Origin of the sequence: Pseudomonas sp. LF-5 (assembly GCF_037626295.1) — a bacterium.
Classification (GTDB): domain Bacteria; phylum Pseudomonadota; class Gammaproteobacteria; order Pseudomonadales; family Pseudomonadaceae; genus Aquipseudomonas; species Aquipseudomonas monsensis.
The window spans coordinates 1,149,093-1,163,013 of record NZ_JARKMT010000001.1; the positions used below are offsets into that span (position 1 = coordinate 1,149,093).

Genomic DNA, 13,921 nt, shown 5'->3' on the forward strand with positions numbered 1-13,921 from the left:
GGGCGACCCAAAGGCCGCCCAAACGTACTACACGAGAGTCTTTTACAACGTCAGTTGCCCACGTTCCTCCTCGGTCAACTGCTGTTTCGCCTGATCATCCAGCGCCCCTGCCCCCAGCACCTGCACCGGGCTGTTCGGGTTGTAGCCCGGGGCCGGGGTGCGGCTGGCGCCATCGCGGGTTGGGGCGAGTTGTTCGTTGCCGAAACTCAGCACCTGCACGGTAAACACCGAGGCCTGATTCTGCCGCGAGGCCGCTTGCTGCTGACGCGCCACGTCTTCCGCCGCTTGCGTGGCCGAAGATGCCGCCGAACTGGCCGAGGTGATCGCACCAGTGTTGACCGCCGATACCACCGGCACCCCGGTCGATTTACCCTGCACCGAAATGTTGGCAGCGTTGACCACCGTCAGGGCGGCGATGTTGACGTTGCCCGACACACGAATCCCCGCCTCGCCGGCATCGATGGTGCCCAGCGGCGCGATCAGGTCGATGTCCCCCGGGGCCACTTCGGCAATCGGGTTGAGCGTGGCGATACCGGCGCCGGTGCTCGGCACCGATGGCGACAGGGTCACGTTGCCCCAGGTGTCGTACACGCGTTTCGGCGGGGTGTAGACCACGGTGGTTTTCGAACCCCGACCGGCGTTGATGTCGCCTTCGGCGGACCAGCCGAGGATCGAGCCACCAAACGTGGTCATGATCCGGCTCTGTCCCAGCAGAATGCTGCCCTGGGAGTAGAGCTGAATATTGCCCGAGCCCTGGGTAATGATCCCCGCCGTCGAGGGCGGCGCCGCGCCCTCGATGCCGAACACCTGACCACCGCCTGGCGTGAGCATCTGGATATCGCCACCGAACAAAGTCTTGACCCCGGCACCGCCATAAAGCGTGATGTCGCCGTCGTAGCGGATCGGATTGCCGGCCACATCGGTGGTCGGGAACAGCGAAGCAATGGCGTTGCGACCACGCAGGTAACTGCCTTTGCGCGGGCCATCGACATCGTTGTATTCCAGGCCACCAGCACGCAGTTCGGCGAAGTACACCTGACGGGCGAAGATCGCCTGCTCCGCACGTGGCAACGCAGCGAAGAAGGCTTGCGCCTGTTCGGTGTTGCCGCTGAATCCATAGCCGAGGGTCAGCCAGCTTTGCAATTCGTCGAGGTAAGTCTTGACCACTTTGCCTGGCTGCCCGTTGAGCGATGCGTTCGGGTCGGCAAGGTTCTGCGGGTTCAGATAGCGGGCAATGAACCGCGAATAATCCGGCCCCTGCGCGCCCACACCGGCCTGCAATACCACGCTGGCACCCGGTTGTTTATCGCCTGCCACCAACGAGCCGAGGCTGGTGATGCTGGCGCGGTTTTCCATAAGGATATTGCGCCCGGCGTTGATATCCAGCGTTCCCGGCCCGGCGATATCAAAGTTGCTGTAGAGAATGTCGCGACCTGCTGACACTCGCGATACGTCTCGCGGATCATTGTGGACAAACAGGTTGCCGGTGGAAGAAATGCCATCCTTGCCGTTGCTTATTTCTGAACTCGGTACTGCCGTAGGCTGCCCCAGGGTGGTGCCGGAGGCGACGATGTCACGACCGGCGATCATCCACACAGGACCGGCCGCTTCGTACCAGGTGCGTTTGGAAGTGGAAAAGCTCAACGTTTCACCACTGCGAACGCCCACCAGGTCCCCCGTCAGTGCGTAGATTCGCGCCGGCCCCTGTACGTCGTTCAAACCCGAATAGCTATCGGGACCAAAGGCAAACAGCGGATATCGCACGTTACTCTCTGGTGCCACGCCATCGTCGCTGTAGTTGGTGCGCACCGGCTTGCTTGTGTTGCTGTTGGTGGTAAAGGTGTTGAACGCCGGGTTGAACGGCGTGGTAATGGCCATCGGGCTCGCCCCCGACTGGTTGATCGCATAGCCACCGGCGTAGATAGAGTCACCTGCCAGCAGTTCAAGCTGTCCCGACTTCGACGGAGCCAGGAGCAGTGAGTAACCTTGCAGCGGGTAGTTGTCTACGCCAGTGAACGTCGCGGATGGTCCTGCATAGATGGATCCCTGGCCCGCCACCGCACGAAGTATCGATGGATAGACAAACCGGCCATCGGTAGGAGAGGTATTGCGGCCCGTGATCAGACCGTTAGATGAGTTGACCTCGGATATCTGTGTGCCCGGCGTCAGGTTCCCGCCAGCCGAGAACAGATCGATTGCGGTGTGGTCGGTCCACAATGAGAAGCCGCTCAGAGTACCGCCCTGCTGAACGCTACCGTTGGCGGCCATGATCGGGCTGGCGTTCATCAGACTCACTCGCCCAGGATCCGCTGCACCACCCAATACCAGATCCCCACGGCTGCTCAGGCTCATGCCCGAGTCTCCCGGAATCAGCACCACGCCTCCGGAAGCGCTACCGGTGGTCGAGGTAAATGGATCAAGTGCCCGGGTTTCCCGAAGATCATTGACCACGGTGCTGGCGCCGTACCTCAGGTTGATGCCACCCAGTGCTCCACCCGTCATTTGTGCCGCACCGCGCAGGTTGATCAGCGCACCTTGCAGATCATGGACCGGTTTGCCGATACCGGTTTCTCCTGCCCGCGCTTGCAGCGACGGGTTGAACGTACCGCCGATTCGAATATCCATGTCCCCCCCCCCGGTCATCTGCACGCTGCCATCGCTGGCGACTCGACCGGTGCTGCCGACTGCGACGATCAGACCTTGGCTTCGAGGATTGTTCACGGCATCCCCCAACGGCTTGAGCATGCCGGCATCACCACCGGCCCGCAGGCTGATATTACCGCCGCCCAAAGTGCCGAAACCGGTGAACCCGACCAGGTACGGTTCGGTATTGGTGTTCGTATCTGGCATCAATTGGGTGGCATAGCTGCCGAAGTTGATCCACCAGGCCGTGGGCATATCCGGGTTGTCCGTGCCTTGACGCCACAGCCAGTTGCCCACCGCGACACTTGCGATCTGCTCCCGGGTTCCACCTGAAGTCGATCGAGTTTTCTGCCCTACCGAATCGCCCGAAACAGACCCGCCCGCGTTGATCGTCAGATTGCCGCCCATCTGCGGATACCAGGCCTGGTAAAGACTGTCGGTGCCGCCGTTGACCCATTTTTCATAATCGGCACCGGCGCTGCCCAATACCGAATTACTGTTCGAGAGATACCCGCGTTTCTGGTTGTACAACGGATCGACGTTCGCTGATTGAGTGCCGGCGGTATAAACGCCAAACGGTGAATCCATGCTCAAGTTGCCGGCAGCCATCAGATCAAGATCGCCAGTACCGGTGCGCAGCACACTGAACATCTGGCTGTGGGCCTTGGCGGTTGTGCCGGGATTATTGCCGATGCAGAACTCCGGATAGATTTCACAAAGGACCTGATACTCCTCGGGAACGGGTTCGTAGTCAGGTCCTTGACCACTGCCCGGCGCCCATACCCAGCGTGCCATCGGCACACAGAGCCCTTCTATCTGCGCACAGATCTCCAATTGGTCATCGGGCACAGGGTAATACCCCGGAAGGTCATACGGATTGCCCGGTGCCCACACGAGTATCCCGGTTGCCTGGGTAAGCGTGACACCGTAATGAGTGTCCGCCAGCCGCAGATTGCCATCGGTGGTGACAGGCTTCACGGCACGGCTGTCCGCCGCCTCAAGATCGGCACCCGCCACCGCGCGCATCGACCATGACGCACTGCCCGAAGGCAACATACTGGCCAACGCCCAGTTCTTGCCTTGCTGCGTGCCGTTGAACGGACGCAGTTCGATCAGCGAAGTGCCGTCGGCAAGCTTTACATCAGTCATCGAAGGAATCAGCGAACCGCGCAGCAAGGCCAGCGAGCTGCTCAGTTTCACACCGGAAACCGTTAAAAGATCGAGGTCGAAAACCCCTGGCAACGGCACGCCCTTGGGCCAGGTCATGGCCTTTAGGCTCGTGGCCTTGTTCAGACGGATACCGGAACCCAGGCGAGTGTTCGCCGGCAACGTCACACTTTCGCTGAGCAACGTTCCCGCCGCGTACAACAGATGACCACCGGCATCATGGATAGCTCCCGCCAGCACTGTGCCGGCGCTGAACGTATAAGCCTCGCCCAAAACCGCCTGGGTCGGCAGCAACGTGCCGCTGGCCAGTCGCGCACCCTGAATCGTCACGTCGTAATTGAGCGTCGCGCCCACCGGAAACTGCGTGCCCTCGGCCAGCGTAACCCCGCTGCCCGGCACGATCAGATCGCCGCCGAACGGTTGCACACCGGCGATCAGTTTCCAGCCGGCGTCATCCTTGGTTTCCGGTGGTGGCGCGAAACCGTCGTTGATGCTGCCGTAAATGTCGAGGTTGCCACCGGCACGAATCACCAGGCTGCCGGCCTCCCCTGACCCGTACACCAACGGATTCAGTCGCGTGTGCGGATTGAGACTGGCATAACGATAGCCGGACAAATCCAGATCACCCTCCACCACCAGATCTCCGTCGGCAGTCTTGCTGGCAATTTCCACGCCTGGGCGCAGATGGAACGCGTCTGCGTAAGTGGTGTTGTTCAGCCCGGCGAGTTTGCGTTGCAGCAGATCGTTATTACCCAGCGCGGCGTTGATAAAGTCTTTGCTGTCACCGTGAATGCGTTCGAGCATGACCTTGTCAATCACCTGATACGGCCGACCACTGACCGCCTGATCGACACCATCACGGGCATCGGTATAACGGCGCGTGCCATTGAGCCCGATAGAACGCGCGCCCTGAATGGTCAGCACACCACTGGCGTCGATGGCAATGTCATTGCTGCCCAGACGTGGCGCGTTCAGCTCCAGCGTGCCGCGCAGCATTCCATCGTGTTGCCCCGCAAGGAAACCGGGCACGGCATCGGTGCCGTGGCGCAGGTCGATGCGCGCGCCGCTGCCTAGCGTGAGTAAACCATCGCCGGAACCGAGTTCGACCGTGGCACGGTTCGGCGCATCGATGATCTTGCCGTAGCTGTCGACCCGCAGCACACGGCCATGGGCATCGAGCACACTGTTGCCCGCAAGAGTCAGACCGTTTTTCGCCGACAGACGAATGCTGCCGACACGTTCGCCGCTGGCGTCGATCAGACCGGCAACCGTCAGGCTGCCATTGTCCACCGACACATTGATCTCACCAGCCTTGAGACCGTCGCCGATCACAAGATTGCCTTGTTTGAGTTGCAGGCTGCGGCTGCCGTAAACCTGTCCGGCACTCAAGCGCTGATTGAGTGCAGCGAACTGCTCGGTGGCGTCACCGCCCAGACGCTGCGCGCGAATGTCCACGCCACTGGCCTTGTACGGCACCAGCGTGCCACCGGCGTCGTAATAACCACTGCTGCCGCCGACAATCTGGCCTTGCAGATCGACCATCCCGGCCGCATCGGCCAGAGCGACGACGCTAAGGTTACCGGCCTGATTGTTCTTCGCCGACAGATCGATCCGCGAGCCCGCGGCCTGACGGATATTGCCATTTGCGCTGTACAGCGAAACATCGCCACCCCAGCTGTACTTGCTGACATCGTTGAACGGCAAGGTACGTCCGGCCATATCCAGTACGGCTCCACTGCCCAGGGTCAGATCGCCTTCGGACTTCACCGTCAGCTTGCCGCTGGCCAATGCGATACGGCTGTCGAGCACGATATCGCGGGCTTCAAGGTTCAACTCCGCACCCAGGGCATTGGCCACGCCGGCAGCCCCGGCGCCGCTCAAGGTCAGGCTATTGCCGGCCTTGAGCAGGCTGACTGATGCCGCCTCGCCAGTGAGCAACGGCGTACGCAGATTCAGATTGCCGCCGCTGTAGCTGTAACCCTTGACCGGATCGTAAGCGCCTTGCTCCTGATACACCGCTAGGCTGCCCTTGTGATTGGCGGTGATGCGCTCGCTGGCGCTCAGGTTGACGTTGGCGAACCCCAGCGCCAGACGATTGTTCTGATCCAGCCCGCTGGCCTGAGGCATCGGGCCATAACCCAGCTCGATCCGCTGGGCCTGAATGTCCAGCGTGCCACTGCCGGTGCCCGCACCACCCGTGATGACTGCGCCAGGACTCTGGGTCGCACCGTTCCAGATCAGGTTGGCGGTACGGATACTCGCCACGTCGCCGGCGTTGCCCAGACCGTAAATCGCCGGAGTGACCAGCACCAGGTTCTGCAATTTGCTCTGGCCGGTCTGTGGGTCGATCGTGTCGAGGCTGACGCTGCCGTAGAAATTGAAGGCGTCGCGAGTGGTCAGGCTCAGGGTTTCCAGGGCCGGCGCGCCAAACTGCGTATCACCGCGCAGCAAACGGTCGAGTACGTTCTGGTTGAGCGTGAGGCCGGCAGGCACGCGGCTGCCTGCCGCCGCCAGCGCCTCGGCGCTGCCGGCATTGACCGAGCCGACCGACAGTGCCAGATGACGGGTGCCGAAACGCACCGCTTCACCGAGTTCGAACTGGTTATCCGTGACGGCAGTGATACTGCCGTTCGAATACAGCAGGGCCGGATTGCTGCACACACTCGTTGCGCAAGTGCCGATCCGGATACTGCCCGCTCCGGTGATGCCACTGGCCAGCTCCGGCGCGAGGACCTGGGTCCAACCGTTGGAAACGAGCAACACGCTGGAGGCTCTCGGCTCATAAATGAAACCGGCCATTGAGTCGTAGGCCACGTTGCCACGCCCCAGCGTATTGATCCCGCCCCCCGCCTCGACCGTGATGCCGCCAAGCGTTGACGTGGTGCGCAGCAAGACTTCCGGTGCAGACAGAATCGCCCCTTCACGCAAGACAATGTTTGCGCTGGTGCCCAGGAAACCGATGATGTTGGCGGCTGTGTTGTACAGGACATTCGGCATCGCACCGATAGTCAGACGCCCGGCATTGAGGCTATTAAGCGTGTCGGCGTATAACGACACGCCATTGAAGCCAGGGGTCGGTGCATGGCCCGCGCCCAGGATCTCGAAGCTGCTACCGGCGTTGCCGCCGCGCACCACCGCCGTGCCGGCCATGCCACCCTCGGCAGCGTCGAACAACGCACGCCCGTTGAACTGCAAATCGATGCCTTGCTTGCCGCCGGACGCCAGGCGCAGATCCAGTGTCTTGCCGTCCATCGGTGCCATCGCGCGTGGCACACCACGCCGGGCGGCATCGCTCTGGATGAAGGAAGTGAATCCGGTTTCGTTGTACTGCGAGTAACGACGCAACACGTCGGCAGACGTGAGGATCACCTGACTGGCCAGGCTGGCACGCACGTCAGTATTGGCAATCGACATCTGCCCGCTGCTGGTCCATGAACCGTTACGCAATGGCAGCGCCCCGGTTGTCACGCCGGGTGTCGCCTGACCGTTCACTTCAACCCGGAACGCACCGGGCATCAAGGCAAACGTTGACGGCAACAATGTGTAAGTGCCCGCTGCCAACCCCGGAACGCCGGCACCAATGGTGATCTGCTGCCCGATACGCGGATCGACCGCACCGGCCTCGGCCAGCATCGGCGCATAGCTGCTCTGGTTGCCGGGCACGATGGCATAGACCGGGTTGCTCGCCAGCCCCGGCAGGCTGAAGGTGCCGTCAGGCGCATTGCGCACCAGCGGGTTGAAACGCGCATCGGTGGAGCCGCCACGACCGGACACGAAACCGGCGCCGCGCAGATCCCCGCCGCCGGACAGGTCGATGACCGCGTCGCTCTGCACATCGGCAAATTGCGTGCCGATCGACACGCCTGATGTTTCGCCGGTGATGCCGTCGAGCACCGCGGATTTGCCGTTGTAGCGATAGTCGATACCGTCCGTGGTGCCGCCGTACGGCATGACTAGACCGGCACCGCTGACCGAAGTCAGACTGCCCGGCAGCAGATGAACCTCGCGAGTTGTGCTGAGCAAATCGTCACCCAATACGATCTTGCCCAGCGGTGCACGCAAGACACCGCCCTGCTCGATGTACGCGGCGGAAAAAGTCAGCTTTCCGAATGCCGAGTACGGCACTGCAGCCGGTGCAGCCCCGTGACCGCTGATCCGCAAGGTGTGTTGAGAAACCGGAACCTCGCCCTGATAACCGACGCGCACCTCAGCCTGAACACCGGTGGCGGGATAGATCTGCGCCGCACCGAGATTCAAGTCGCCCGGTGTCCACAGCCTGGTTTTCTCCGCGCCATCATTCGGCGCGAGGAAACGCAGATCGCCGCTGCTGTCGAGGTTCACCAGACCGAAAGCCCGACGGCTGTATGCAACGGCCGGAGCCTGCCGTTGCAGAATCGAACCCTGAGTCCCGAAGGACAGGCCATTGCCCACGTCCAACAGGTTCGCAGAGGCATTCAACGTCGCGTCGGACAACCGGGTCGTCGGGCCGGGAAGCAATCGTGGGCGCATCATGCTGAAGCCGGCAAAGTAGGTGCCCACCCCTGACAGACGCAGGTACGGCGCACTCAAATCAACCCGCGCCGTGCCTTTGGAGTTCTCGGCAAGCGACAGCGCTCCGGCGAACAGGCTGAGGCTCTGATTCATGCGCAGATTGACGTCACCGTCGAACGACAAAAGACCGTTGCTCAGCAGGCTGAGATTGTCGAAACCGCCCGTCATCAAGCCATCGGCACTCAAACGGGCTTGACCGTAACGCAAGCCATCGGCGCCTTCGCCGGGTCGCAGATTCGCGGGCAGCAGCCCGTTCCCTGCCGCTTGGCCGATGATCATTTCCCTCGGAGCCCGCACCGCGTTGCTCGCCGAATCGGAATACAGCGGCGTCTCCAGCGCCAGTTCCAGACGACCACCGGCCGCCCCGACGCCACCCGCCGCCGCACGCAAGTTGCCTTCGACGAACAGGCCGGTGTAGGAGCTCAAACCGATTCGCCCGCCATCCGTTGCGACGCGGGTCGGGCCCTGGCCGGCGATATCCAGAACGGCCTCGGTACCCGACGCATCCAGCCGCGCGCCCGGACGCACAAGCACGTAGGCATCGGCGGCCGTGGCGGTTGCCAGTTTCGAGTCGATCTCGCCGCCGATGATGATGCTGCCGCCCTTGCCGACCTGCCCGTAAGTGCGGCCCAAGGTGTCGGTCGCTGTATTGGCGCGCGCGGCGACATCCAGCACCGCCTGTTCGCCGATCCAGATCGAGCGGTCATGTGCGTTCGGATCCCCCACTTGAATCGAAGTGGCCGGCTGGATCGAGCCGAACTGTTGTTGACGAATATCGATCGTGCCACCCCAGGCATCCAGTTCACCGTCAACGGTGATCTGCCCGGCGCCACGCAATTTGATGCTCTGCCCCGGATCGACGCTGATGCGCGAGCCTCGGCCCAGGGTCAAGGTGCTGTTGGCGGCGTCAATCAGCTCGACCAGCGTCGCGCCGCCTTGCAGTGTCAGGCTGGCGCCGGCGCGCTGGGTCAGTACGCCCTTGGTCGGGTTTTCCTGGAACAGCGTCGGGGTCCACAGCTCCAGCGCCGTTCGCGGATCGACGCCGCTGACCTCGTTGGGGGCCGCATCGCCAAAACGGTAGACCGGCATGTTCACGTCAATTGCGGTGCCTTCGGCCACTTCAAGTCCGCTCAGGCCGATCAGGTTGTAGGCGGAGAACCCCTTGCCGAACAGGTCGGCGGACAGTTGCAAGGTGTTGTCCGCCAGGGCTTTATCCGTTTGCCCGACCAGTATTTTGTTGGCCTGCACCGTCAGGGTGCCGCCGCCCGTGACGCCGTACCCACGCAGTTCGCCATCGAGGTCCAGACGGGTTTTGCCTGGTGCGGAAATGGCGCTCGATTCCAGCGTCAGATCCCCGCCCTTGCCACCCCGGGTCTTGCCATTGGCGAGCACGGCGCCACCGGAAGAAACGTCGAGCAGGCTGCCAGCAGCGACGTCGATATCGCCGCTGTTGCGGATCGATATCAGACCACCGTTCAGATACGCCAGGCTGGCGTTATCGTCCGGATTGGTGCGCAGGTTGCTCCAGAGGCCGCGGGTGTCGAGCCGTACGCCCTCGGCGATGCGGGTTTGCGTCGCCTTGTCGGCTTTCGCCGCCAGACGAGTGTCAGTGTTTGCACCGCCAGTGAACTGATTGAGTACATTGCCCAGACGCAGGCTGCCCCCGCGAGCGGTCAGGTCGGCGCCGACCTGCACATCCGGGGCGTACAGGGTGATGTCGCCACCGCTGTCGAGCGTAAGCCCACCGTCAACGGCGATCTGATCCTTGGCCGAAACCTTGAGCGCACCGAGACGGAATCCGTTGAGCTGATCGTTATCGAGATACAGCTTGCCCTTGCGGGCATCGGACACCGCGCCGGTCAGATCAAAATCGTTGCCGGCGACCGGGCGCGAGCCACCGATCTGTATCTGATCGAGCAACGGATTGAGGGTGTAGAGCAGCCCACTCGACGCCGCGACAAAGGTCGGATCGTAACTGCCGACGATCAGTTGCGCACGCCGGGCCAGCGCGGTCTGACTCTGCTGATAGCCGTCGAGCACCGGTTTCGAAGCCTGATTCTGCCGTTCTCCCTGATACACATCGCCGATCATCTGCCCGTCGAGCACGGCGTTCGCTGTGGAAATCACCAGTTGCCCGGCATCGCGGCCCACGGTGTAACCCGATTCGAAACGTGAACGCGGGGCGATCAGCGGGTTGTAGAAATAGCTGGTCTGGCCCCAGCGTTCGCTGCTGTCTTCATAACCTTTGTACAGCCCGGTGTAGAGCAGATCCCCCGGGGCGCGGGAGACTTCATACAAGCGTCCATCGGCGCCGCGCAGCCAGCTCTGGCGAATCTGCCCGCTCTGCACATCCAGGGTGCCGCCGGACAGGTTGATCAGCGAGCCTTTTTCCGTCACCACGTCGTTGCCGGCGAAACTCACCGTGCCACCCTGGGCCATCCATTCGCCGACGCTGTGGCCCTGAGTGCCGAGATAACCCCCGACTTCCAACAGGCCACCGGCGGTGTACCAGCGATCCGTGGCGTAGCCGTTGGTGCCGGCCGGCACGTATACCAGCTCGCGCACATCGACCCAGATGTCATTGCTGTTGAGCGCGCCTTTCTCGCGGTTGACCGACGCATCGCGCTGCTCGTTGCCCTGCACGTTGATCTTGATGCTGTTGTTTTCCATCGCCACTTTGACGCCGATGGCACCCGAGACATCGATCATCGCGCCGTCACGCACCAGACTGCGACGCTGTGCGCTGACCGCGACCTGGCCGCCGGTGGCCAGGGTGATCGAGCCGCTCTGGAACTCGACACTGCCACCGCTCTGAATCTCGATGCGCGACTGGTCGCCACGGATCCGATTGTTGGCCGTGACGCCCGCCAGCGCGGCCTGATGCTGGCTGTCGAGGGCGGTCATGTCGCTGCTGTCGAGCATGATTGCCGTGGCGCTGCTCTGCCCCAGGGTCACGCTGCCCGTGGCGTCGTTGATCGGGTTGGATAGGTGAATCGTGCCTCGTGTTGCAACTGAAGTGCTGGCGAGCAATACGCCGTTTTGCACGACCTCGTGGCCGGTAAGGGTGATGTCGCCGGTCGACGACTGGATCAGTCCGTTGTTAGTGACTTTGCCCGCAACGGCACCGGCCTTGAAGCCCGGAATGACTTCGCTGCCAAAGGTGGTGGACAGCGCATTGCCTTCGGTGCCCGAGCCCTTGCGGATGTAGAATCGGTCACCGGCTGCCAGCACGGTCTGGCCCTTGGTGGTGTTGATGTTGCCGTCGTTCTGCACTTCGTTGCCCAGCAGCAACGCGTAGCCGCCGGCATCGATAGAAGCCGCCGGTTTGTGGGTTTCAATCGAGGCACCGCGCTCCACCAACACTTTGCCAGCGGCATCGGTGAAGGTCGGCTGAGTGCCGGTGCTGTCGAAAAACAGACCTCGATCGCGGAACTGTATGTCGGTGATATTCGCCGCTGCCGCAACCAGGTTGCGCACGTTGACCTGGCTACTGCCGCTGAACACGATGCCGTTGCGGTTGATCAGCATCACCGTGCCGTTGCCCTTGATCTGGCCTTGAATCTGGCTGGCCCGGGCGTTTGGATCGTTGACCCGGTTGAGCACTGCCCAGTTCGACTGCTGGGCGAAATCAACCGTGGTGTTGCGACCGACGTTGAAGGTCTCCCAGTTGAGGATCGCCTTGTCAGCGGTCTGTTCGATCTTCACCGTGGTCTTGCCGTCGGCCTGGGTCTGTTGCGGGCCCTTGGCGTTCTGCCAACCCTGGGCCAGGCTGTTATCGACTTTCAAACCGCCCTCGCCCAGACCGTCCGGCACAAACTGCACCGTGCCCAACGCCGCAGTGCGCCCGGCGGCCTGCGCCGCTTGTTGCGCGGCAATCGCGGCAACGGTGTTGTTCAAGGTCTGGATAGAGCGCTGCAATTGCTGATTGGCTTTTTGCTGTTGGGCCAGTGGCGGCGTCATCCCCGGTAATCCGCCCACGCTCGGCCGTGCCGCTGCCGCTTGCTGCGCGGCGCCCTTGGCGGCAAACCAGCTCGAACTGAACGCCGTCTGCGCCTGCGCGCTGCCCGCCACCAGACACAACGCCACGGCGTGCGCCAACGGCTTGAGCAGCCACAGCGCCGGCTCCACGGCATCACGCGGAAAGGACTGAACGTGGGTACGACGACGGGACGGGCGAGCGAGCATCACTACGAGATCCTTTTTTGATTGCCACACATGGCCGCAGGCGAACAAAAACCTGCTGTTACGACATAGGCAGTTGGCGAGGGGCGCGACCGAACGGATGTCACACAAACTTCATGTTGGGGGAGTATTCGCGGGTCCGGGGCGGCGGACCTTCAACGCAGAGACAGCCCGCACAGGGCTGCCTCTGATGCACAGGTGCACGTGTTCACAGCGGCCGGCCGATGCCGTTACAAACCGAAGGGTTGTTGATGTCGAGGTTTCTGCCCGTGGTGTTGGTAATGAAGTTGGCCGTCACAGCGTTTTTCCAGTGTGTAGGCAGGGGTGCAAAACCGTGCGCCACACTGGCGAGGACATTGCCGGGAACACTGTAGTGTTTGGTCAAAAAGGCACGAACGTCGTTCGCCACAGCCGAATCCCGGTAGCACTGGCCGAAGATGAAGTTGGTATAGGCGGCCAGCCTGTAACCCGACGTCGGATTAGCTACCACCGGGGCCCATTGCGCGGGATTTTCAGGGGTGACCGGCAACGATACTGATGACAGCGCAAGGGTGACATTGGCCAACGTCGGCAGAACCCCGTTGACCCGGGCAACCACCGCATTGTTCGACACGCTGATGCCATCGGGGCCGGAATAGCCGATGGACCCGTCTACCGCATTCACTGCTGTGACAACATCAAGGTTACTGGCTACACCCACCCAGTTCGGAGGTAGCGGCGATCCGAATGGATAACGAGCATTGGTGAACATCGCATTGGTGGCGAACCTGGTCGGGCAAATCGAGTTCAGATGACGGCTCAGAATCTCCGTCGAGCCACTGGAAATATTGCGATAGACGACACGGATCGGTGTGTAGTCTGTCGTGCCCAACAAGTCGCCCCACGTGGTTTTGTAGCCAGAGAACACATCGCATAACTGCGCGCTGGTCAGATTCAGTGCAGTCTGACCGGCTTTTTTGTAAGGAATGGCAACCGCAGTAGCCACCGAAGGAATCTGGATCAACGGACCGTAGGCAGCACCGAAGTTGGCGTTGTAAGTGCTGATTTCGCTAGCGCTGAGGATCGAGTCGCTAGCGGCGAAGTGTACGGTGCCGGTGGTGTAGAAGACGGCTGGATTGTTGGTCAGGAACGCCAACTTGCCACTGCCGCTACCCACAGACGCGTAGCTGAAGTTGGCGGGCAGGATGCTGTTGGCAGCCCCCGAATACAGCAACGCCGGCAAGGTGGAACCGCCACCCGTTACCGCCATCGCCTGAGCCGACGCCATTAGCACGGCGGCTGACATCACAACCCTTTCAATACGCTTGAACATGCTCAATCTCCTTATCGAATGCTCCCTCTAACGGGAGCAAAAAAAATGGCAGCCCCGAAGGGCCGC

Annotated in this window: 2 protein-coding genes; both read right to left on the minus strand. The window is 62.1% G+C overall.

Annotated features, from left to right (window positions below):
- Positions 1-42: 42 nt before the first annotated feature.
- On the minus strand, positions 43-12,546 hold the full coding sequence (locus PseuLF5_RS05165) for a filamentous haemagglutinin family protein (protein WP_340133086.1): 12,504 nt from the start codon (positions 12,544-12,546) through the stop codon (positions 43-45).
- Positions 12,547-12,751: 205 nt separating this feature from the next.
- A complete protein-coding gene (locus tag PseuLF5_RS05170; RefSeq protein WP_322374399.1) occupies positions 12,752-13,855 on the minus strand; it encodes a substrate-binding domain-containing protein in 1,104 nt (367 codons plus the stop codon).
- Positions 13,856-13,921: the final 66 nt, after the last annotated feature.

Coding starts and splice junctions, on each gene's coding strand:
- PseuLF5_RS05165 (WP_340133086.1), bottom strand. CDS start 12,546: ATGCTCGCTCGCCCGTCCCGTCGTCGTACCCACGTTCAGTCCTTTCCG.
- PseuLF5_RS05170 (WP_322374399.1), bottom strand. CDS start 13,855: ATGTTCAAGCGTATTGAAAGGGTTGTGATGTCAGCCGCCGTGCTAATG.